This is a genomic window from Sphaerospermopsis kisseleviana CS-549, assembly GCF_028329225.1.
Taxonomy (GTDB): domain Bacteria; phylum Cyanobacteriota; class Cyanobacteriia; order Cyanobacteriales; family Nostocaceae; genus Sphaerospermopsis; species Sphaerospermopsis kisseleviana.
In genome coordinates, this window is the sequence record NZ_JAQMTI010000023.1 from 1 (window position 1) to 22414 (window position 22414).

At 36.4% G+C, this 22414-nt stretch carries 20 protein-coding genes; 4 read left to right on the forward strand and 16 right to left on the reverse strand.

The annotated features are described in order from the left end of the window. The first annotated feature begins 286 nt into the window (after positions 1 to 286). Positions 287 to 1945: a magnesium-protoporphyrin IX monomethyl ester anaerobic oxidative cyclase gene (gene bchE, locus PN497_RS01530; RefSeq protein WP_096569531.1), complete on the forward strand. Its 1659-nt coding sequence runs from the start codon at positions 287 to 289 to the stop codon at positions 1943 to 1945. Between the two features lie 306 nt (positions 1946 to 2251). Here the strand turns inward: bchE and PN497_RS01535 are convergent, their stop codons facing one another. From PN497_RS01535 to PN497_RS01570, 8 genes are all read right to left on the reverse strand, one after another. Next, the gene (locus PN497_RS01535; protein ID WP_096569534.1) at positions 2252 to 3382 is read right to left on the reverse strand and encodes a putative CRISPR-associated protein; all 1131 of its coding nucleotides are present in this window, start codon (positions 3380 to 3382) and stop codon (positions 2252 to 2254) included. A 26-nt stretch (positions 3383 to 3408) separates the two neighbouring features. Beyond that, positions 3409 to 4176, reverse strand: coding sequence for a CRISPR system precrRNA processing endoribonuclease RAMP protein Cas6 (cas6, locus tag PN497_RS01540; RefSeq protein WP_096569538.1), 768 nt, complete (start codon positions 4174 to 4176; stop codon positions 3409 to 3411). Between the two features lie 29 nt (positions 4177 to 4205). Then, on the reverse strand, positions 4206 to 5489 hold the full coding sequence (gene csm5 / locus PN497_RS01545) for a type III-A CRISPR-associated RAMP protein Csm5 (protein WP_096569541.1): 1284 nt from the start codon (positions 5487 to 5489) through the stop codon (positions 4206 to 4208). Further along, a complete protein-coding gene (gene csm4 / locus PN497_RS01550) occupies positions 5443 to 6585 on the reverse strand; it encodes a type III-A CRISPR-associated RAMP protein Csm4 (RefSeq protein ID WP_096569544.1) in 1143 nt (380 codons plus the stop codon). The genes csm5 and csm4 overlap by 47 nt, the downstream gene beginning before the upstream one ends. Positions 6586 to 6587: 2 nt before the next feature. Next, positions 6588 to 7571 (reverse strand): type III-A CRISPR-associated RAMP protein Csm3, encoded by a 984-nt coding sequence (gene csm3 / locus PN497_RS01555; protein ID WP_096569547.1) that lies wholly within the window; start codon positions 7569 to 7571, stop codon positions 6588 to 6590. Positions 7572 to 7573: 2 nt separating this feature from the next. After that, positions 7574 to 8068, reverse strand: a complete 495-nt coding sequence (csm2, locus tag PN497_RS01560) for a type III-A CRISPR-associated protein Csm2 (protein ID WP_272109382.1) — start codon at positions 8066 to 8068, stop codon at positions 7574 to 7576. Then, positions 8061 to 10349 (reverse strand): type III-A CRISPR-associated protein Cas10/Csm1, encoded by a 2289-nt coding sequence (gene cas10 / locus PN497_RS01565; protein WP_096569553.1) that lies wholly within the window; start codon positions 10347 to 10349, stop codon positions 8061 to 8063. The genes csm2 and cas10 overlap by 8 nt, the downstream gene beginning before the upstream one ends. Before the next feature lie 207 nt (positions 10350 to 10556). Beyond that, a complete protein-coding gene (locus PN497_RS01570) occupies positions 10557 to 10862 on the reverse strand; it encodes a CRISPR-associated protein Csx3 (protein ID WP_096572728.1) in 306 nt (101 codons plus the stop codon). An 18-nt stretch (positions 10863 to 10880) separates the two neighbouring features. Between PN497_RS01570 and PN497_RS01575 the strand changes: the two genes are divergently transcribed. Continuing rightward, positions 10881 to 11003 (forward strand): hypothetical protein, encoded by a 123-nt coding sequence (locus PN497_RS01575; RefSeq protein WP_272109385.1) that lies wholly within the window; start codon positions 10881 to 10883, stop codon positions 11001 to 11003. Positions 11004 to 11286: 283 nt separating this feature from the next. Here PN497_RS01575 and PN497_RS01580 read toward each other — a convergent pair whose 3' ends face one another. The 4 genes from PN497_RS01580 to nusB all read right to left on the reverse strand — a co-directional run bounded on the left by PN497_RS01580 (position 11287) and on the right by nusB (position 16992). After that, positions 11287 to 11589: a 30S ribosomal protein PSRP-3 gene (locus PN497_RS01580; RefSeq protein ID WP_096569556.1), complete on the reverse strand. Its 303-nt coding sequence runs from the start codon at positions 11587 to 11589 to the stop codon at positions 11287 to 11289. Positions 11590 to 11728: 139 nt separating this feature from the next. After that, positions 11729 to 13111: a PP2C family protein-serine/threonine phosphatase gene (locus tag PN497_RS01585; RefSeq protein WP_190347402.1), complete on the reverse strand. Its 1383-nt coding sequence runs from the start codon at positions 13109 to 13111 to the stop codon at positions 11729 to 11731. A 1091-nt stretch (positions 13112 to 14202) separates the two neighbouring features. Further along, positions 14203 to 15873, reverse strand: coding sequence for a signal recognition particle-docking protein FtsY (gene ftsY, locus PN497_RS01590; protein ID WP_096569563.1), 1671 nt, complete (start codon positions 15871 to 15873; stop codon positions 14203 to 14205). Positions 15874 to 16350: 477 nt separating this feature from the next. Then, complete coding sequence (nusB, locus tag PN497_RS01595) at positions 16351 to 16992, reverse strand: transcription antitermination factor NusB (protein ID WP_096569565.1); 642 nt, start codon at positions 16990 to 16992, stop codon at positions 16351 to 16353. 188 nt (positions 16993 to 17180) lie between these two features. Between nusB and PN497_RS01600 the strand changes: the two genes are divergently transcribed. Beyond that, entirely contained in the window at positions 17181 to 17504 is a 324-nt protein-coding gene (locus PN497_RS01600) for a hypothetical protein (RefSeq protein WP_272109390.1), read from the forward strand. Between the two features lie 168 nt (positions 17505 to 17672). On the opposite strand, the gene PN497_RS01605 is transcribed toward PN497_RS01600, so the two are convergent. From PN497_RS01605 to rpmB, 4 genes are all read right to left on the reverse strand, one after another. After that, on the reverse strand, positions 17673 to 18383 hold the full coding sequence (locus PN497_RS01605) for a DUF502 domain-containing protein (RefSeq protein ID WP_096569568.1): 711 nt from the start codon (positions 18381 to 18383) through the stop codon (positions 17673 to 17675). A gap of 642 nt (positions 18384 to 19025) precedes the next feature. Continuing rightward, positions 19026 to 19940 (reverse strand): hormogonium polysaccharide biosynthesis protein HpsJ, encoded by a 915-nt coding sequence (gene hpsJ-B / locus PN497_RS01610; RefSeq protein ID WP_096569570.1) that lies wholly within the window; start codon positions 19938 to 19940, stop codon positions 19026 to 19028. Between the two features lie 33 nt (positions 19941 to 19973). Beyond that, a complete protein-coding gene (locus PN497_RS01615) occupies positions 19974 to 20636 on the reverse strand; it encodes a TIGR04282 family arsenosugar biosynthesis glycosyltransferase (protein ID WP_409349311.1) in 663 nt (220 codons plus the stop codon). Positions 20637 to 21035: 399 nt separating this feature from the next. Further along, complete coding sequence (gene rpmB / locus PN497_RS01620; RefSeq protein ID WP_096569572.1) at positions 21036 to 21272, reverse strand: 50S ribosomal protein L28; 237 nt, start codon at positions 21270 to 21272, stop codon at positions 21036 to 21038. Between the two features lie 53 nt (positions 21273 to 21325). Between rpmB and PN497_RS01625 the strand changes: the two genes are divergently transcribed. Then, positions 21326 to 22153 (forward strand): alpha/beta hydrolase, encoded by an 828-nt coding sequence (locus PN497_RS01625; RefSeq protein ID WP_096569575.1) that lies wholly within the window; start codon positions 21326 to 21328, stop codon positions 22151 to 22153. The last annotated feature ends 261 nt before the right edge of the window (positions 22154 to 22414 follow it).

Below are 22414 nucleotides of genomic sequence, written 5' to 3' on the forward strand. Positions count from 1 at the left end.
AACTCTTAACAGGGAACTCTTAACAGGGTAAAGAGGCAATTTTTGTAAAAATATCCAATATTTGTAACTTATGTCTTATGTATATTAAGCCTTCCGCAGTTTTTTGAGATTGATTTTGCATACTATGTACTGAAGAACCATTTTTTTTGCTTATGTAATTTACATCAATTAGTAATAATTTATCCAGAAATTTTTCTCCTTTTTAAATTTTCTAGAAGAAGCAACATAGTTAAAAGTGGGATATTTTCCATCGTTGACTTTTCTGGTAAGAGTTAGGAGTTAGATTATGCGGATTCTGATGATTCAACCCAATTATCATTCTGGTGGTGCGGAAATTGCGGGAAATTGGCCACCTAGTTGGGTTCCCTATGTGGGTGGGGCGTTGAAAACTGCTGGCTTTACCGACATTCGTTTTGTTGATGCCATGACTGATTATATTGCTGATGATGCTTTAGCAGAAATTATCAAAAAGCATCAGCCAGATATTGTTTTGGCGACAGCAATTACACCGATGATTTATCAATCGCAAAAAACCCTAGAAATTGTTAAACAAGTTTGCCCTGAAGCTACAACTATTATGGGTGGGATTCATCCTACCTATATGTACAGTGAAGTTCTCAATGAAGCTCCTTGGGTAGATTATATTATTCGTGGTGAAGGGGAAGAAATAACTGTTAATTTAATCAGTGCGATCGCTCGCGGAAAAGATGAAGCAGAACGTCGTAATATCTTAGGTATTGCTTTCTTAGAAAATGGGCAAGTTGTCGCTACACCAGCCCATCCGCCGATTGCTGATTTAGATACTCTCACCCCAGATTGGGATTTATTAGATTGGAGTAAATATATCTATACTCCGCTAAATGTGCGGGTAGCTGTTCCCAACTATGCTAGAGGTTGTCCTTTCACCTGTCGTTTTTGTTCCCAGTGGGCATTTTGGCGCAAATATCGTTCTAGCAGTCCGAAACAATTTGTTGATCAAATTGAAATTTTGGTGAAAAAACATAAGGTGGGATTTTTCATTTTAGCAGATGAAGAACCAACTATTAATAAACCCAAATTTATCGCTTTGTGTAACGAGTTGATAGAAAGAAATTTGGGTGTGCATTGGGGAATAAATACCAGGGTGACGGATATATTGCGGGATGAACATGATTTACCATTGTACCGCAAAGCTGGGTTAGTTCATGTTTCCTTGGGAACAGAAGCAGCAGCACAATTAAAATTGAATTTGTTCCGTAAAGAAACCACAATTGAACAAAATAAACGGGCAATTCAATTGTTAAAACAAAATGGTATGTTGGCGGAAGCTCAATTTATTATGGGTTTGGAAAATGAAACCCCTGAAACAATTGAGGAAACTTACAAAATGGCTTTGGATTGGAAAGCGGACATGGTAAACTGGAATATGTTTACTCCTTGGCCATTTTCTGAGTTATTTCAAGATTTGGGCGATCGCGTTGAAGTTAGGGATTATTCTCAATATAATTTTGTTACTCCGATCATGAAACCCGATGCAATGGAAAGGGAAGATGTATTAAAAGGAGTGCTGCGAAATTATGCCCGGTTTTACCTCCGCAAAAGTTTTGAGTATTGGTTTGAGAAAGATGCTTTTAAACGTAAGTATCTTTTAGGTTGTTTGAAAGCTTTTGTGACAACCACCCTCAACAAGAGATTTTACAATTTAAAACGGGTGAAGTATAAGGGGTTAAACACAGAAATTGAGTTAGGTTTTGACGAGTCGAAGATTCTCACCCGTGAAGAAATTGCACAACGTAAACAAGAACATCCAGAATTAATGGCGGATGTGAATTTTACGGGTAATATTTCTGCTTGTGGCGCTCCTAATGATCTGCCAGAGTTTGTAGAGTCAGAAGTGAAATTTTCCAGTAATATTTCTGCTTGTGGCGCACCTAATGATCTGCCAGAGTTTGTAGAGTCTGAGTAGGTTAACGCCACGCTTCGCTATGATTCCCAGTCGGGATACAATACTTTTCGGTTACAGTGGTTTTCATGTCTTTAGACCACAGTCAGGGCGAAGCATTCGGATGATAGTCTTAGGTAAAAACCGATAATTAACTGTCCGAATGCTTCGCCCCTACATTGTTGACGCGAAATCTAAATCAAAATGTGGTTTATTTACCTGAAAATAGCTGTAAGCTCAAAACTAAGAAACTGGGTAGGTTGGGTTGAGTGTTAGCGGTTTGATTCAGATGCAGATGTGATTTTTAGGGAAATTGATGTACAGATTGATTTAAAGATGATCTCCTAATATATCAATCCAATAATTATTACCTTCAAAATGCCCATATAGTCTTTTAGCATCCCTATCTGACCAAGCATCACATTCATGGGTTGGTTCTGGAGAAAATTTACTTTTAAAAGGTCTACCTCTCAAGGGTTTAAAGTCAAGAGAACTGGGATTATATACTTCTTTATCAGAATCTAAAGATTCTAAATACTTGGAAAGCTGGTCTATTCTTTCATTGATAATTAGTAAGCGATCTTTTGATAAATTACTTGCATCCTGTATAAAGCGTTCAGAATAATTCAATTTTTTACTTACCGGAGGTAATAAATGTTTTTGATAGTATTGCTTGTAACATTTTTTCCATAAAAGTTTACCCCATTCTGATAGTGAAACACGATCATCAATTTGTTCTGTTAATGTTTCAGGAATTTCGTGACATTCTTCTGCATATAATTCTTGGGATAAAATTTCCATACGACGAAAAGCAGATAAATTTTTCTCAATAAATCCTTCTGGATCTAGCTGTATAGGTAAACGAGGAATTTTTAATAATTGAGAACCTGATTCAAATATATAAATACTTTCATCTGCATAAAACATGGCAACGGCTTGAAGAAATCCATTAACACTTTTGAATCCGCCTGTTAAGTTAAAAACTACATTCCAGTGAGGTCTGGCATATTGTAGTTCAAGCACTTCATCACACCATTGGACTATTTCAGATAAGGCAATTCTAAATGATTCAATGTCCTTAGTGGAAAGATTTTTAATATTTTTGGGAATTGCTTTTAACTTTTGTTGTTGTAACCATTCAGCTACCATATTAGCTGTCGTATTACCTAAATAAGTATCTGTAGCCAGTAAAATATGTTCCCCTTTTAGACTTCCAGCATAGTAAGTAATGATTCCATTTAGTTCAGCACTTAATTTTTTTGCTTCATTAATTCCTGAATTTTGTAGTAGAATTTTACGCTCATTGATGTGCTTAGAGATAATTTCTTTTTGTTCTTGGCTAAGTTCTTTTTCCTGCAAATTTGTTGTTTTATTGAGGAGTTTTCTAAGATTTTCATCTGTACCATTAGTTAACAAGCTAGTTCCACAAGGGGAAATAATAATTGTAGGTTTTGTATTCATGATTTTTTGCTCCTTTCTTTGATGTACTAATTAGATTCTTTAACTAATGTTTGTCCCATTCCCAACCGTGTCTTAATTCCTGTACCAGCAAACCGCGCATATTGAACTAATAAATTAGCCACATTTGCTAATAAAGGATCAGCACGTTGAAAAACCTGTAACCTCACATCACCCACAAACCCATTCACAAAACTTTTAGTGAGTTGAAAACTTCGTGTTTGAATTTTGTGATGTTTCAGTAAAATTGCATTATTAAGATAAGCAATTAATTCATCACCTCCTAAATAAACAGGTGCAAAATTATTCCACTTTTCTAACCAACTAGAAAACATTAATGTGGGAACAGGTAAACATAATTTTGAATTACCTTGAGCGAAAGCTGTAGGTGTGATAAATTGTAAGTGATAATTTCTCATAGCTTCCGGTTCATTTCCCACTAATTTTGTATATAATTCCTCATAGCTGGTGATTTCATCTTCTCGATTAATAATGTTAAATTTTGCCCCTAAAAATTCTAAGGAATCGCCAAAATCTAGATGAGAAATTGCTTTAGCAGATGTTTCATTTAATCCAGATAGGGATAATTGATAAAATTCTTCTGGATGGAAGGTGATAAAATCTCTGGATGTTAAATAATATCCTGTTATTCCTGAGTAGGAAACTGAAGGTATGATTTCCGATCCTATTTCTAGGTTTAGTTTTTGATGTATTTGTTTAATCAGTTCTAACCCATAAGGACGGGGTAAAATTGTTGATGTGGGTACGGTTAAGGTAAATGTAGAATTGATTAGCATTGTGATTATAAAGTATTATTTGATGGTTTTTATGATAAATTCTTAAACTTAACCCACCCTGGTACAAATTTAATCTCTCCATCAGAACTTATAATAGTTATCCGAGATTTTGGCGCTTCAAAACCAGGTGCTTTTAAACCACAAATATCTCTTAATTCTGCTCTCAAATCATCATCAAAACATAACCCTACTGTTGTTCCTGTCATCCCACTACCCCAACCTAATCGCATTGAGTAGGGACATTTTTCTGGTTCATAAAAATCACCAATATTACTAAAATCTAAGTTTTTACCAGATGCTTGAGGATTATTTTCTATTGTATTCCAATAATCATGTTCATAATCCCATTGTTCTTGTGCAAATTCTTGACATATTTGTAATAATTCATCAATGTTGTTAAATGGTAGTTTCATTCCTTGTTTATGTTTAAACCAAGTCAACATTTGTTGATCTAATGTAATAGTAAATTCGGTTTTTACATTCCGCACCATTTCCACATAAAGAGAAGCTTTATATTTCGCTCGATAGTCATCAAATCTACTAGAAACTATAACTTCTACCACGACTGGTAAATTTATAGGAATGGGTTTACCTGTTTTTCCAGGAACTTCGGTTTTAATTAATGATTCGGAATCACTAATTTTTAAACAGCGTAAAATGTCTGTATTTTGACTACTACCACTAAATGCTTTACCTTGATAAATTAAGGAAAAATCAGAAAATAAACTATCCATTATTTTATCATCAGCAAATGTTTGATTGCGTTTACTGCTTAATTCTCCTAATCTTGCTTTAAGTTGTTTTTCAATTTCACTCACTCTGCTAGTTTGGGGAACTTTATATTTATCTGGATGTTTTAATAAATGATAAAGTATCGCAGTTTTTATTGCTCCTTTAATAGATGAACCAGGGATAAATAAATATCCCATTCCATTGCGAATCATGGGACGTAAATCTGTAACTCTTTCCGCTAATTTGTGACTAATTGCATTTTCAGGAAAGATAGGATTTTCATTGCTGTCTGTTGCATTCCACCATTTATTACCAAATGCTTGTTCTAACAGTTTGGTAATATTTTCATTATTTTCAATTGCTTGAATATAATCATTTAAAAATCTTCCTCCTTTTTTTAATAAACCTTTAGCTAATGCTTCTTGGTTAGGAAGATAAACTTTCTTTGCTGTCTGTACATATTCAAAGGGATTTAACCTAGATACAGATGAACCAATATGTAAAATAGGACTGGTTAACTGTATTTTTCTGGTTTCATACAAGTCTGGTTTTTTTAATGCTAATTCCGCAACAATTGTCATTATCTTTTTCCTCTTTTGTATTAATTGGTAGAGTTAAACTAATACCACTACGGTAAATTTGATGTCTTGTAAATTCTGTTGGTGTCACATTTACCAATTTTCCAGGAAGTGCAGAATTAAATACAGAACCTTCAGTAAACATCCGCACCATTTGACGACGAATTTGGCTTTCTACTATCCATCCTCCTCTTTCTTGTATTTCATAACTGGAATTTTCCAGAAAGTCTGGTTGTAGGTGAGAATCCCAAAATAAGCTAATTAAAGTGTGAAATTTACCACCTTTAAAAGTAACAACTTTTTGCCAAATTTCTGGTAATTCTGACCATTTAGCTGTGAATCTTCCCGCACCACTAGAACGTTCTCCTCCTATTCCTTCTTCTCCTAAAAAATGTAAAGCTGCTTGCAATTTATCCGCTAATTTTTCACCTTTTGGAGAAAGTTCGATAAGAAAATATAATCCTGCGGAGTTATCACCACTAGCAAAGTGAACAAAGCCAGTATGATAAAGGTTAGTTGCTGTGGTAACTCTATCAATTCCTATTTTTGGGAGTTGATGAGTTTTACAAGCTTTTTTGTAATTAAATGTTTCCGCTGCTGCTAGTTTTCCTTCTGGTTTATCTTCACGATAATTTTTTAATTCCTCGTGATCTTCCTTTGTAAAACCTGTTCCTTGATACCATCTTTGCCAAATTTCTAAGGGTAAATAATTCAGCTTTTTGTAGGTTTTGAAAAATTCTAAATCATCATCTGGATAGTTGATAGGAAATTTTAGAGGACGGGGAAGATAGTAAATAGTATTTTGAGTATTTTGAGTATTTTGAGTATTTTGACTTTTATCTTTCCCCACTTCTCGATAGATAAATGTTGAACTAATGCGGAATGGTGGAATTAGTTCAGGATTTTTTGCAGTGGGAAATAGTTGTAATAATTCCTCTACTGCATCTTTCCCAAACATCCGCGCATAGTTGCTAACCCAAGCACTAAATAAACTATCGGAACGGATGCGATCGCTCGTTTCTTCCATTCCTATTCCTACTTCCCCAAAATGCGCGGGATTGTTACCAAAGTTGAGTTTTACTAATTTCCAAACACTCATGATTAATTTCCTGGTAATAATGGTTGAATGTACTCGCGCAGGGTTCTAAACTTATCTAAAAGTTCTTGAGTGTTACGAATAGTATTTAATGGTTGAATTGCTGCTAATCCTTCTGGGTGTTCTATTCTCTGCAAATATGAATTTTTACTACAGTAGGAAAAATTGAAGTTCTCAAATCTTACTTTTCCATATCCTCTTGAACCATTTCCACCTAATGCGTCATCTTCTAAAAATGCCAGAGCGATCGCTATATTTTCTAAATCTTTCACTGCTTGTTCAGCATTTTCTACCGTGTAAACTAACTCAAAATTAAACTTTGAACCCGCAGGAACTCTTTCTAATTGTCGGGGGTTTGCTGCTGCTGTTACTCTGTCGATATTATTTTCAAATTTCCATTCTGTCATAAACAAACCAGTATCCACTTGTTTTAATTGTGTTGCGGAATCTGGATGTAAATGACTGTCTCTAATGATTAAACGACTGGGTGCATTTCTACCACTAGAGATTTTTACACAGTTGTAATTTTTATTTTCATGTTGAATTGTGCGAGTAGGACTTTTATCAGAAAACAAACCTTCCTTTTTCGCGGTTTCTATTTCCATCCAAAAGTTAGAACCACCTGTAGAACCAAATAAACGACTTATTTGGCAAGTTCTCGCACCTTCATAACGAATAAAACGATCTCTTTCTACTTCGGTAAAACCATCAGCTAAATCATCACTTTCATAACGTCGAGTATCACGACTACCAGGACGGTTTAAAGGTTTATTTAATAACCGTTCTAATGTTGCTCTTAATTTACCTTTAATTGATGATCCAGGTAAATATGGATATTTAGTTAAAGGATCACGAATTACTGGTTTATCTAATCCTCCAATATCTAAATTTTCACCACCACCACCAATATGTAAACCTGTTTGTGCTGTTAATTGACACTTGAGAGAAACTTTTCCTAATAAGGGAGTTTGTGTATAAGATACTGTCATGATTATTTTCCTCCTTCTGCTTTGTGATAAGCAATAATTGATTCTAAAAATTGTACTAAACGTTCAAAATCTTCTTTGCTATGAACTTTATCAATAGCAATTGACATGACATCACTTAATGGTTTTGCTGCTTTTTGTCTAGCTGCTGCATAAGCTAATTTTGGTTGCAATAAAACCACGTCTGTTTCTATTTCAGAAAAATCTCCTTTTTCCGCTAATTCGGCTTTTAAACGATTGACAGCATCTAAAAATTTACGTACTTGATTAGTTTCTAATCTTTGTTGTTTGAGAAATGGTCCAAATTTTTTAGCATGATTAACTAAATGTCTGATAGGATATGTTTTTAATCCTTCTGGCAATCCACCAATAGTTTTTATAATCTCGTCAACAATATTATGTGTATCACTGATATTATTTTGAGAAATTGATAATTGATTGGAACTTACTGATGGAGAAGATATTTTTGGTTTAATAGGTTCTGGCATATAATTATCCACGATTTAATAATTCAATCCAAGTAGCAATAGCGCGAAAATATGGTGCATTGTAAGGACTTTTTAAAGAAGTTCTAAAATCATCATTCTTTAATACTTCTCTGGGTAATCTCGATAAAGTATAAGCTATTTTTGGAAGATGCAAATAATAGCGAGTTCCTAAAGCCTCCTCTGATTTTTTATTCTCTTTAAATTTTTCTAAAGCCTGTTCTTGAATTTGTGCAGTGATGAGTAGGTTACGCACAAAATTACGGGAATAATTCACCCCTATATTTTCCTGTTCTAATATCTGCACAAATGGCAGGATACCTAAAAACTCTGGCTTGTTTTCTGAAGATAGATATTTCTTAATATCACTATCAAGATTATCATCATTTATATCTTTTATTCCCAGCCATTCATCCCATTTGAAAACTTGACCAAATAATCCTAAACTATCTCTACCATTTCCTTTAGCTGCATCTTCAGCATGACCAGAAGATTTAGCTGCTTGATAAAGAGGAAATTTGGGTGTATCAATGCTGATTCCACCTGATAGGGTAATGTTTGGATTATATCCTGTATAGGATCGAAAAGATTGATAAACATCAAAGGCAAAATTTACTACTTCATTCCATGCCCCACTAATAAATAAATCATCACCCCCTGCATATATAAATAGTATATTATATGGCTCATCTTTTGGCAATAATTGTTTGATATTTTCGGGAATATTTTTTGATCTTTGTTTTGCTAAACTATTGAGATAAACTTTAAAGAAATAACTCATTTGTCTGGAAAGTCCAGCTAATCTAGGTAATGTTTGATTTTGATCTAAACCTTTAGCAAATATTTGTCCTAATCTATCTACATCCATTCTTAAAGATGCAACTCTTTCGATTCCTTTAGCTTTTCCTGCCATTTCTTCAGCACGCATAAAGCCTAATTTACCTTGTTTTCCATAGTTACCTAATAACAAGGGATAAACATTTTTAAAATGCTTAAATTGATAATGTTCTAATGTCCAATCATTGACTAATAGAACCATATCAGCAGTAGGATCTATTTGTTTCCAATTTTCAAATAGATGATAATAGATATTTCCAGGAAATGAAAGTGTATGTAATGTGTTAGCTATATCTTTTTGTTTTGATCTCACAATAGCATTAACTTTAAATAACTGACCTCCTAAATCAAACATACTGCGGCAAGTTCCACAAGCTAAAACTGAATCTGATTCATTGTCATTCAGTGGTTTTAGTTTGTCTGGTTCTACATCGTCACGATGACAAACGCGACACGGTTCATGACTGTAACGTGGTTTGATTAAATCACTAATTTGATCACAAAATTTCTGAGATTTATGAACAGCTAAATTTTTAGTAGCTTTTGACCAATTTTCCGCAAATTTAGAAGCTTGAGAATTTTCCTGAGAACTTTTAGGTTCTGGTTTTAGATCAGATGTGGAAAAACATAAACAGTCTAAAGCTAGAAATACTTTCCCTTCAAATTCCTTTAACAACCATTCATTAAATTGTTGACGTACTTCTTTAATCACACTTTTAACTTCTTTTTTCCCAGAAGCCAAAATATATAAATTACCACCACCTGCATAAATTACATTAGTCCGAGGAAGTTCTAATTTATCTAACAATTGTTGTACGACTTCTTCCGTAACTAACTCTAAATAAAAACTCCTCGCTCTTAATGATTTTAATGCCCCATCGGAAGATATGGTATAAATGAATTTTTGAATCCCTGATAAGTCACCAGCAATTAAAGTAATATTTTTAGATTCAGTATTATTGACTAAAGCTGCTGCAACTGCGGACGTACTTTTAACCAAGTCTATTAAGGCTATATTTTCCTCCCCAAAACTAATAAATGAGCCAAATTTTTCCACAATTAAAGTTAACAAAGATAGATTTTGATAATCTTCTTGTTCTAAACTATCTAAGGCTGTTTTGATATCTTTTTTTAAACTCTCTAAATCTGGTTTTTCTGTAACTGGATAGGGAATTTCAGGATCACTATTATCAATAGATCGGGGTATCCAATAATGTTCTTTTGTCTGCTCTTTTTCAAGTTTCACATAATCAAATAGTAATCTTAAAACCTGTGGTTCTTCATCTGTAGGCCAAGATAGAATTTTCTGAGCTTTTTCAATAGCTTCTTTGACAGCATCATCAATACTATCTGAAGCTGATAAAAATAACTTGTTGACAACATCAGACTTAACCCAGTTTGCCAAAACTGCGATCGCTTGTTGAAGAATCTGCAATGTGACTTGATAACTTTTCATCATAAATACTTCTTATTACTACAACTGTAACTCACACCCCCAAACATCTCCGCCCCAAACATCCTCATCTCGCTGTCATCAGTAAATTCTACCTATAAGCTTATATGATTATCACTCAATATGATAACTGAGAATATTACAATGGCTGTAAATAATTAATACAAACTGTAAATCATAGTATTTACATATAGTAACAATTGGGTAATGTATTTAATCAATCAAATCTCCCAGCTTATAAGCGGGATTGTGAGTAATACAAATCACATACTTAGCCAGCTTTGGGTCATAAAAACCAATTGCACCATAAATATGTGCCAACTTATGCGCCAAAACAAAAGCCACAGGAATAGATACAGGTCCATTAATTTTCAATAATTGACCCCCTGCTAATTCTCCCGACTGCGCCATTTCCTCTAAGCGTGTCGCTGCATCCTTTACTATTTGGTTGTTTTGGGCAGGTTCGCCAAATTTAATCCGTAAAATTCCCGCTTGTAATTCAATGTTGTAAGTAGTCACGGTTTGCATCTCCAACCAATGACTACATCATACATGACTGTGGAAGTAGCCTATTCTAATGAATTTTATGTAAGAGTTAATGTAGGGACAATTCATGAATTATCCCTAGAAGGGTTTCAAAGCTTGTGTAGAGTTTGCTGAAAATGTAGTAATACAAACAAAAATGTTTTTACACTTAATATTATTTGTAAGCTGTAACTAGGGCTTTTAAGGCTCTATACGTTACATCAGATTTTCAATGATTATATTATAATGATTATATTATGATTTATGCAGGCAAGATGCCTGCACCACGGGAGTTTTAAGGTTATGTGTAGTGAAGATAAAACCATTAAACTATGGAATAATTGGAAGATCGGGACTGGGTAGTAATTGATAATTACCAATTACCAATTACCAATTACCAATCACCAAATTAAAACAATCAGGCGCTACCTGTAAAGGCAACTTCGGGAAACTTCAATTGTGCTTCTGCCATTGGGCGGTTTCTGCCTTCTTCTTGCCAGTAGTTGATCACTTCTGTGGCTTTGTTTAGCAACTCAACGCGATCAACATCAGTAATCCAGTGTTTGGATTCTAACTCTTTTTTCAGTTCTTCCCACGCATCATTACGAGGCCAGAAGAAGTATTTAGTTAAGGGGCTTGTGCCTTTACCAACAACCTGATCAACTGCTAAAGCTACGTTCTCATCTAACCAGAGAATTTTTAAGATAAATTTTGTGGTCAATCGTACCTCCGGGACAAATCCGGCTATAACTTACTAATGTTTGCGACCACTTATTATAACTCAATATCTGTCCCATTGACCAATGAGTTTAAAATGAGTTTAAAAGTCAGCTTGATCTCCCGACTCCTGCCTCCTGTAATCACAAAATTTGTAAAACTACCATAGTCATATCATCAGTATTTTGCCGTTCAGAACCGATAAAATTCTGAACCTTATCAAACAAATAATCAACAATTTCCTGGGGTCCATTGCAATAACGACAAGCAGCATTAAACGAAGTCACAAAATTATCTTCATCAAAGCGATCGCCACCAGCCGCCGCCGCATCCGTTAAACCATCTGTATAATAAATAACTGTATCCCCTGGTTCTAATTGTGCTTCCCCATTCTCATATTGACTATTTGCATCCAAACCAATCAACATCCCCATAGTATCCAATCTCGTCACTGTTTTAGTAGCAGCGTGCCACCACAAAGGCGGATTATGTGCTGCATTACTATAAGATAACAATCTTGTACGGGGATTATATTCTGAATAAAACAAAGTGACAAACCGGTGGGAATTTTCCAAATCGGCATACATAACACGATTCAAATTTTGCAAAATTCCCGCCGCAGAATTACCATGTAATACTTCACCTCTGAGCATTCCTCGCAACATGGTCATAATTAAACCAGCAGGAACACCTTTACCCATCACATCCCCAATTACCAAAGCCCAACGGGCATCTTCTTTACTGCTATTAAGATTAGATTTAAACTGATTATGATTTGTGGGAATAAAATCATAATAATCTCCACCCACACGATTAGCCGGTTTACAACGTGCAGCCAAAACAGCACCAGGAACATTAGGACATTGACGCGGTAAAAGTCGGCGTTGAATCTCAGCACCAATTTCTAATTCTTGATCTAATCGTTCTTTTTTCCTCAATTCTACTGCTAGTTCATCGTTGTCAATAGCTACCGCTGTTTGATCTGCAACTAACCTTACTAACTTTTGTCTAGTTTCTGTCCAACTATATTCTGGATCACGGCTTAAAACATAAAGCCATCCCCTTTCTGTATGTTTAACTATAATTGCTGTACCAAAAATCTGCACATCTGGTCCTAAATATTGATGCATCTGAGCATCTAAAATTCCTGTGGTTGTCAGTGGTACAGAATTAGGTAACAGTGTAATTTGACTTGTAGCATTTTCTAGGGCTTTGCGGATAATTTTCCGTTGTTGACTATCCTGCCAATGTAGCTGCTCTAACCTAATTTGACCATTTGGTTTATAGAGAAATAGGGCGCTACCTTCAGCATCGGTAACTCTGGTGGCCATGAGAGGAATCAGTTCCAAAAACTGATTCAAATTATTGAAACTTCTGAGAGCAAATCCTAAAGAACTCAGCAAATCTTGAATTTTGTTCTGTTCCCGATGCAGTCTAGCCACAAGTTCTTTCAGTGCCACAACTGGAGTGACATCTGTGGTGGCACTACTATTAATTTCGGTGGAGTGAGAAGGAACTTGAGACACAGGTAAATATACTATTGCATTTAATATTAACAGATGGCAGATTTATGATTTATGAGCAATTTTTTATTTAGTGTTGCTCAATCATATTCGACAAGATTAGTCATTTTAGCAAGAGGAGAAAAATTGAGGATGTAATTTTGAACAGTATTGCATTTGCTGGTTTTATTGTTTGCCATTTATCAGGAGTTTCCGGTCATTGTATTTTTAGTTAAACCCTGTCTAGTATAAAGCAGTAATTTTGATAATGCTACAGACGGCTTATAATTTTTTCATGCCTTAATTAGTAATTCATATATCTGGGGAAATAAAACTTTCTTTTAATCAGAGTCGTTGCTTACACCTACAGAGTAAGTCTGGAGATTTTTCGATGAATGGATTTGAGACTGGCTTGTTAAACCGGGTGTTCCTACTGGAGTGAGACAAAAAATATTTCTCATCCTACCTGTAAACCCCAAAATACAAGTAACAAATTGTAAACATTTAACTGGTATATCATAAATTTCCTGAATATTTACTCAGATATAAATTTTCTATATTCAGTTTATTAGCTGATTAGCTATGAAATTTTGAATGGCTAAATATGTAATTTAGCTCAAGACAAAATATCTAGAATCTATAGGAAATATAACCTAGACTCAGGATACTCTGGATTCTTTCAACCAAAACCTATATCGAGTGTTTTAGTTAAACCATGATAATTTACATCTGTAAATGGTTAAGAGAGAGTATTTGTATGTAATTTTGCCAGTAGAACCTGATAACTAAGTTAGGAGTCATTAGCTACTTTGTTTACACTCATCCACTTGTGTATGAATACCTTTTACAGTCATCAATGAACCTTGTGCTGTATTAGATGGATCATTGGGCAGTGATAAAAATAGCTTTAGTGTGAAATTCTACCAGAAGTTGGTCATTTTTTGTCAAAAAAAAAGAATTATTTTAATTTATAGGAGTCAGGAGTCAGGAGTCAGGAGGCAGAAGGCAGAAGGCAGAAGAATTTTAGATTTTAGATTTTAGATTTTAGATTTGATTCATGAAATACAATCCAAAATCCAAAATCCAAAATCCAAAATTGTATCACCAATCACCAATCACCCATTTAAAAGTGCTTCGACAAATTCATAACTAGAGAATGGACGTAAATCTTCAATTCCTTCTCCAGCACCAATAAAGCGAATAGGTAAGCCTAACTGTTGTACAACTGCTAAAGCTACTCCTCCTTTAGCTGTACCATCTAGCTTGGTTAAGACAACGCCGCTGAGTTGGGCAGCTTGGGAAAATACTTCAGCTTGTCGCAGTCCGTTTTGTCCCAAGGTAGAATCTAAAACTAAGAGAGATTCCACATGGGCATTTGGGGCTTTTTTGTCAATAATTCGACGAATTTTACTTAATTCGTCCATTAAGTTTTTCTTGTTTTGCAGTCTGCCAGCGGTATCTACTAATAATAATTCCGTGCCTCGTGATTGGGCGGCGGTGATCGCATCAAATACCACGGCGGCTGGATCTGTATTCTTCCCAGGATTAGCTATCACTTCTACTCCGCTTCTTGTTCCCCAAACTTTCACTTGTTCTACAGCAGCAGCCCGGAAAGTGTCAGCAGCACCAATTAAGCAGTTATAGCCAGATTTTTGGGCTAAATGGGCGATTTTACCGATTGTTGTAGTTTTACCAGCACCGTTAACTCCTGTAATTAACCAAATGGTTAAGTTATCTTTTTCTGGGGCAAAGCTGGATCTGGGTGCTGCTGCAATTGGTGCATCTAGCATATCCCGGAGGATTTGTTTCAGGTAGGCGATCGCCTGTTCTGGTGGGGTGACTTCATCCCGCAATTTTTGCTGTAAAGCATCAATAATAAAATCTGTGGCTTCTACACCCACATCAGCTTGTAAAAGTAATGCCTCAATTTCAGTTACAGCAGCTTGATTTAATGGTCCTTGTCCAACAATGGCTTTGAGTTGGTTAAGGATATTGCGCCGAGTTTTATCTAAACCTTGGCGTAATTTTTTCAACCAGGTAATTTCTTCTATAGAAATATCTTCGGCCTTTCTACCTTGTGCTGCTAAAACTTCTGCTGACCATACAAACCCATCATCAAATTCTATAACGGGAATTTCTGCTGCTGTTTCTGGTGTGGTTGAAGTTGATGTTGAAGTTGGTGTTGAAGTTGGTGTTATTTCCGGTTGTGCAACTTCAACCGCACTGGCTATCAATCTTTCCTGTTTGGCTTGCCTTTCTGCTGCTGCCCGTTCTAAAAACGATAAAGTTGCTGGTTGTTGATCACTAACTGGAGTTTCTGGGCTAGTAACTTCTAATTCTTTAGTATCAGATATTGCTTCTACTGGTGTTGGTACAGTTACTTCTTCTGCTGGCGCTGCTGCGGTTTCTTCAGTAACAGCAGTTGTTTCTATTGGAGTTGGTGTAACTGTTTCCTTTACAGATGTTTCTGCTTTTTCTTCAGTAACATCTTCAGTAACAGCAGTTGTTTCTGCTGGGGTTGGTGTAACTGCTTCTTCTACAACAACTGTTTCTGCTTTTTCTTCAATAACAGATGCCTCTGCTGGTGCAGTTTCTTGGGGCTGAGATTGTTGTTTTTGCTGAATATTTTTATAAGCAGCTTTAGCATAAGCCAATAGGTCCGCAGTATCAGGTGTAGTTTCTGCGGCTGGTTCTGGCTGTGCTTCTTGTGTAGGCTGAGTTTCCCCCTGTGGTTGTGTTTGAGGGGGTTGAGAAGAATCGTTACGGCGGAACCAATTAAAAACCATTGCAGCAATATTATTAGTTATTAGATATCAATTATCAGTTATTAGTTAGCTAGTCAGGAGTCAGGAGTCAGGAGTCAGGAGTCAGGAGTCAGGAGTCAGGAGGAGATTTGAAAATTTCTTTGCCATCTCTTGAAATCCCAAAAAATGCACACTTTTGCCGGTATACCCTTCAAAACCCTTGCACTAATTTCTGTGTTTATCAGCCTCTAACCTTTGATATATCAAGGTTTTAGGTTTATTCAGCAAACCCTATTTATTTTGGATTTTGGATTTGGAATTTTGGATTGTTTTTGTTAACTCCAATCTAAAATCTAAAATCTAAAATCTAAAATTTTCTTCCCCAGTCACCAGTCACCAGTCACCAGTCACCTGCTATATCAGTTTAATTTAATTTGCCACTTTTTCCGGAGTGGGAAGTTTTCCAAATATCCTCACTTTTAACGCACTCAAAGATCGGGAAGAAGTGAGGATATCACTCTATGCTATTTGTTTCTGCTCTGTGACACGACGGAGAACACCATTAATAAAGCGATGTCCGTCATCTCCACTGTAGCGTTTAGCTAATTCTACGGCTTCGTTGATAGCAATACTGGCGGGAACTGCCATAAAGTTCATTTCGGCTACAGCAATTTGTAGGATATCCCGATCTATTTGGGCTAGTCGTGTTACTTGCCAATCTACTAAAGCTCCAGAAATTATTTGATCAATAACGTTGCGGTTTTCATCAACGGTGATCACTATTTCTTTAGCATAATTGCGAACTTCCTTATCTTGATTGGCTAACTGAATCAATTCTGGAAAATCAACGGCTGTACCCAATTGGTTGATAGCTGTTTGGGTACAAGTGATCGCTTCTTGCAGCATGGTTCTAGCTGTATTCAAGTCAGAAGCCCGCGTTTGACTGGTTAAAAGGCGATCATTACTGCGTTGCAGTTCTGCGGCTGCACTATTCAGGGTGTCTTGCACTTCTGTAGTCAGGGTGCGGACTGCACCCAAAACTAATTTGGCTACCAGTTGTTCATCTGGCAGTTTCTCTAATTTTTTGGGGTTGACTGGCAGCTGGCTGAGGCTTAACAATGCCAGTTCTCTGGCTATTTGCTGGGGTTTACGACGTTGCATAATGCTGGTTCTGGTTAGGGAAGAAGTAATGAAGTTGAAGTAAATGGGGTAAACTTATTAATATATCAAGTTTGACATATTTTAACAATTAGATTATCTGTTGGTAATTGGTAATTGGTAATTGGTAATGGGTATTAGGACTTACGCAAGATGTGACTGAAAACCTTATTCTTGCGTAGGGGTAATTCATGAATTACCCTCAATACTTGAAAAAGTGTGCATTTTTTTGGATTTTGAGAGATCGTAAAGAAATTTTCCAACCTCCTCCTGACTCCTGTACGGGCGTTCGCGAAGCGTGCTGGAAGCATCAGCATTCGGACGATAAATTATCAATTTTTATCACAGGTTATTTTCCTGTAAGGGCGAAGCATTCGGACGATAAATTATCAATTTTTATCACAGGTTATTTTCCTGTAAGGGCGAAGCATTCGGACGATAAATTATCAATTTTTATCACAGGTTATTTTCCGAATGCTTCGCCCCTACGACTCCTGACTCCTATTCCCTCATGAAAGGACTTTTTCAGCAAACCCTAGTTAAGTGTTGTGGTGCGGGCATCTTGCCCGCTAGACTGATACAAATTAAATGTACAACAGCTTATTTCTTCCAGCAAAGTGATGTGCGCCTTGTATGTGTTATGACTGTAGACGCAACTGCTAAGAATCAAAAATAAGAAAAAATCAGGCTTCTTCTACAGAAATAACGTGACTTTTGGGTTCTATGGCTGACACTGCGGTTGGTAAAACCAATGGGGATATGCCATTATTGGGGGCGACTATACCTCCTGAGACTACTATTTTAAAAGCGTCTTCTATAGATATTGAGAGGTTTACTACTTCATCTTCTCGAACCAGTGCATACCATCCAGTGGTAGGGTTAGGGGTGGTGGGGATAAAAACGCTCAACAGCGGTTGATTCATCTGGGTTTGGATATCGCTACTCACTGCACCAGTGACAAAGGCGATCGCCCAAATTCCTTTTCTGGGATACTCTAATAAAACGACACGGCGAAATTTACCATTGGAATCTTTGAGTATTGTTTCTAATAATTGCTTGAGGGTTTTGTATACCTGACCAGCTAAGGGTATAGCTTGCAGTATTCTCTCCCCAAAATCTAGCAACCACTTACCAACTATATTCCGAGCCATCAAACCAATGACTAGGATGCTCAATAGTGGTACTGCCAGTCCAACTAGCAAATTCAATAAATTGACTAATATCGGATGTAGACCATCAAAGGGATTTAGCTGTTTGGGGATTTGGGTGAGAAAGTTTACTACCCAACTGGCAATAGTAATGGTCAGCCAGATGGTAGTTGCTAGGGGAATTACCACCAACAAACCAGCAATCAGGTCATTTTTTAAGTCCTGTTTCAGCCGTTCAATTACCAAGCCCCGATTCTCCTTTTTTTAGGCTACTAAAATTTTTCAACTTCTCTGTAATTGCATTTGACTATGATGAGACAAGTTTAATCGCATCCCATCACCCATAATCAAATGAATAGCTATGGATTATGATATTTGGTTAACCAATGTTACTTTTCTTTGTAATTCTGGTAAATGATTGTTACCAGTTTCTCAGGTACTATTAATCCTAACGCGGTATCTGACCAGATGCTCAAATTTATCAGATCAAAAGTATAGATTATATTTATCGCCATTTACAACTGGGGATCACAAGGTGAAGGTGGGGATTTTCTGATGACAATTTAAATAACTTTTATTAAGAATATTAATTTTTGGCGCGGAGTCAGGAGTCAGGAGGAGAATTAAAAACATTTTGTCATGTCTGGCTGCCCACAAAAGTTAAATGCTTCGCAGTGAGTGTCATTGGTCAGTTAGCGACTTGTACTGAGGGAAGTCGAAGTAAGTCGAAGTAAATCCCTCAGTGCTAGTTGGGAAGTGGGAGTAGTTTTAAGGTTTACACTTGTCTGCCGTGAAGCGCGGCTTGTTCAATTTCCAATTGCCTAAAATCCTTTACCTGTAATATTTTCATGTTTATTCAGCAAACTCTATTGAAAATTTACTGATGGCTTAACCTAGTGGGGCTTTAGGTTTACGATTTTGTAATGCACCTATTTCTTTTAATCCTTTTAATCCTGTCCAACCGATGATGGTATAACCAATAGCTAAAATCAAACTGCTAATACCTATCCTTAGTCCAGACATCCAAGCAGTATTTTTTGCTTGTTTTTGAGCTTCTTCCTTACGTTGGCGAATTTCAGTAATTTTTTGTTCTTTGCGTTGGCGAATTTCACTGGTCGTTTGTTGAGCTAGTTGATTAGGATCTGTTTGTTGGGCAAGAAATTTATCCAGTTCTTGGGGGTTGGCTTTAAATTTTTTCAGTAGTTCTTTTTGTTCTGGGGGTAGTTGAGGATTTTCTAGTGCTTGCTTATATCTCTGCTCATCCTTTAATATTTGAGTGAGTTGTGCTTTTACTTGACTTCTAGCTTGTTCTAGTTGAGCTTTAGCTTGATCATTATTTAACTGACTTTGAAATTCAGATAGTTGGCTGTTCAGCCGGGTTTCTGCTTGTTGGGCTTCTTGGTTGGTTTGGTTTTCTAATTGTTGAGCTTCTTGGGAAATTTGGTTGACTCGTTGTGTACTTGCTTGACGGACATTGTTGAGGTGGAAGGGAAAAATTAACAAAAACATTAAACCTAAGATACTGGCAAGTATCATAGAAGGTAATCTTAAATCTAGACCTGAGCGATCGCCTCCAGTCTCTAAATTATCTAACCAATATGCGGCCGATATTATCCCTAAACCCACCAGTGGAACAATTCCCCGATCAACTAGGGCGGTTGTGAAACCTATTTGTATTTGTTTATCAGTGAGACTGAAACCCAATAACAAAATCACAAAATCAACAAAAAACGACAAGATACAAACTATCCCAACTACTTTGAGTATAAGGGAACTATTGAAGGACGAAACACGGTTAACCATAATTTTTGTAAAGTAAGGTTTGGGTCAATAAAGCTAATGGCCATTTATCAGGGTACACTGTTCCCAAACAAGTAAATCTTCTGGACGGTCAACATCTGCTAATGTAGGTAGGTTTACAAAAGACAAATGAAGTTCCTGGGCGATTGTGACTGTTTGTGATAACACTTGATTAGTTCCCCAGGAAATGCTAGTAAACAAGTCTAAAATTGGTTTTTGCAACCCAATTAAGTAATAACCGCCGTCTATAGCTGGTCCTAGCACGAGGTCAGAGGTTTGTAATTGCTCAAAGGCTGATGCTAAAATCTGGGAATTTAGACCAGGACAATCAGTACCAATGATGATTACCTGTTCTGCATTGTTACTGAAAGCATCTACAAGCGATCGCATCATCCGCTGACCTAAGTCCCCTTCACCTTGAGTTTGATATACAAAACCAACACCTAACCAATTTTGCATTAATTCCCAATTACCCCCAGCAAACCGCACTTCCACAGTTATAGCAGATATCTTTTGTAATTCTTGCACCTGTAATATGGTATGTTCAGTCATTTGCTTTTGCAGATCAGCCGCACCAACTTCACCCAAAGCAGGTATCAGTCTGGTTTTAGTCTTCCCTGGTTCTGGATAACGGGTAAAAATAATTAGATGCTGTTTTGGGATATTTAGTAATTTCTGCACAGCAGCGCCCTTTTTCACAAGTTTAAAGTCACAAGTTAAAAAATTGGGAATTGGGAATTGGGAATTAGGAAGAGAAAAATCTTCATTCTGACTCCTGACTCCTATTCCTTAGCAACTTGGTTAATAACAATATTTACCATCTTCAGGAGTCGGATTTTCTTTTGCGGTTCGCAATGCTCCTAAAATTTCAGTAATTGTACTGAATTAGTGAAGTAGGGGCAAACCCCCCGTGGTTGCCCCTTCCCGTGGTTGCCCGAAAAACAGGGGTAGGCACGGAGGCGCTACCCCTACTTCCTTGAAAAGTGAAGATTAAGTAGAAAGGCGCGAAAAAAACAGAAGCATATAACAAAAAGCAAATTTGTCTAAAAACCTCTTCCCTGCTGCCTTCTCATCACGACAATTTTTAACCCTGACTACTTAATAGTGATTTAAATTGATACCAGCTTCTTTAGCCATTGCTTCTATACCTTTGCTATCTAGGGTTTTAATCGCTTTGGTAGAGAGTTTTAGTTTCACCCAACGATTACCACCAGGCCACCAAACGCGCTTAGTTTGCAAATTAGCGTGTTGTAAACGCTTGGTACGACGGTGAGAGTGGGAAACGGCCATTGCGTTATTAGCCTTTTTACCAGTAAGTTCACAACGACGGGACATGAAAAACCTCCAAAATTCTATTCTATTTAAGTACAACCTTTCTATTTTAGATCATGAATAAACAACGGCTCAAAAAACTATTAATTGGGGATTTTACTTGGAAGCGGATGATTCGGTCTTTTGTTGTAATCTATACCTTATTTGCCGTCTATGTGTATTTTCGTGCGGATAGCATGATTTTTTTACCCCAACCTTCTAGCTATGAGGATACAAAAGACATTATCAAACTGAAAACGAGGGAAAATCAGCAAATTTCCGCAGTTTATTTACCAAACCCTACTTCTAAGTACACTATTCTTTATGTTCATGGAAATGCTGAAGACTTGGGAGATATTAGAGCAACTTTAAAAAAAATACGGGATGTGGGTTTTAGTGTCTTTGCTTATGATTATCGGGGTTATGGTACGAGTGAGGGAACACCTACAGAAAATGCTGCTTATCAAGATATTGATACTGCTTATAATTATTTAACTGAAGATTTAAAAATCAAACCAGAGCAAATTATTGTGTTTGGGCGTTCTGTAGGGGGAGGTTCAGCGGTAGACTTAGCAGCAAGAGAACCGATAGCGGGTTTAGTGGTGGAAAGTACCTTTACTTCGGCTTTTCGGGTAGTTGTACTTGTACCTTTTCCCATTTTACCATTTGATAAGTTTAATAATTTAGAGAAAATCAAAAAAGTCAAAGTTCCGGTTTTAGTGATGCACGGTAAGTTAGATGATATTGTTCCTTTTGAGCATGGGGAAAAATTGTTTGCTGCTGTCACTACACCTAAGCTTTATTTGTGGGTAGAAGATGCAAATCATAATGATTTTTTTGAGGTTGCACAAGAAAAGTATGGTCAGAAATTGAGAGAGTTTGCTGAATTAGTATCTAAAAATTAAATCCTGCTGCTAATTTCTAAAATTTCTAATTCCTGACTCCTGTAAGGGCGTTTGCGAAGCGTGCTGGAAGCATCAGCATTCGGATGATAAATTATCAATTTTTATCACAGGTTATTTTCCTGTAAGGGCGAAGCATTCGGACGATAAATTATCAATTTTTATCACAGGTTATTTTCCTGTAAGGGCGAAGCATTCGGATGATAAATTATCAATTTTTATCACAGGTTATTTTCCTGTAAGGGCGAAGCATTCGGATGATAA

Bases quoted from the DNA above. Each gene is read 5' to 3' on its own strand.
- bchE (WP_096569531.1), top strand. From the start codon at position 287: ATGCGGATTCTGATGATTCAACCCAATTATCATTCTGGTGGTGCGGAA.
- PN497_RS01535 (WP_096569534.1), bottom strand. From the start codon at position 3,382: ATGAATACAAAACCTACAATTATTATTTCCCCTTGTGGAACTAGCTTG.
- cas6 (WP_096569538.1), bottom strand. From the start codon at position 4,176: ATGCTAATCAATTCTACATTTACCTTAACCGTACCCACATCAACAATT.
- csm5 (WP_096569541.1), bottom strand. From the start codon at position 5,489: ATGACAATTGTTGCGGAATTAGCATTAAAAAAACCAGACTTGTATGAA.
- csm4 (WP_096569544.1), bottom strand. From the start codon at position 6,585: ATGAGTGTTTGGAAATTAGTAAAACTCAACTTTGGTAACAATCCCGCG.
- csm3 (WP_096569547.1), bottom strand. From the start codon at position 7,571: ATGACAGTATCTTATACACAAACTCCCTTATTAGGAAAAGTTTCTCTC.
- cas10 (WP_096569553.1), bottom strand. From the start codon at position 10,349: ATGATGAAAAGTTATCAAGTCACATTGCAGATTCTTCAACAAGCGATC.
- PN497_RS01575 (WP_272109385.1), top strand. From the start codon at position 10,881: ATGACTACATCATACATGACTGTGGAAGTAGCCTATTCTAATGAATTT.
- ftsY (WP_096569563.1), bottom strand. From the start codon at position 15,873: ATGGTTTTTAATTGGTTCCGCCGTAACGATTCTTCTCAACCCCCTCAA.
- nusB (WP_096569565.1), bottom strand. From the start codon at position 16,992: ATGCAACGTCGTAAACCCCAGCAAATAGCCAGAGAACTGGCATTGTTA.
- PN497_RS01600 (WP_272109390.1), top strand. From the start codon at position 17,181: ATGAATTACCCTCAATACTTGAAAAAGTGTGCATTTTTTTGGATTTTG.
- hpsJ-B (WP_096569570.1), bottom strand. From the start codon at position 19,940: ATGGTTAACCGTGTTTCGTCCTTCAATAGTTCCCTTATACTCAAAGTA.
- rpmB (WP_096569572.1), bottom strand. From the start codon at position 21,272: ATGTCCCGTCGTTGTGAACTTACTGGTAAAAAGGCTAATAACGCAATG.
- PN497_RS01625 (WP_096569575.1), top strand. From the start codon at position 21,326: ATGAATAAACAACGGCTCAAAAAACTATTAATTGGGGATTTTACTTGG.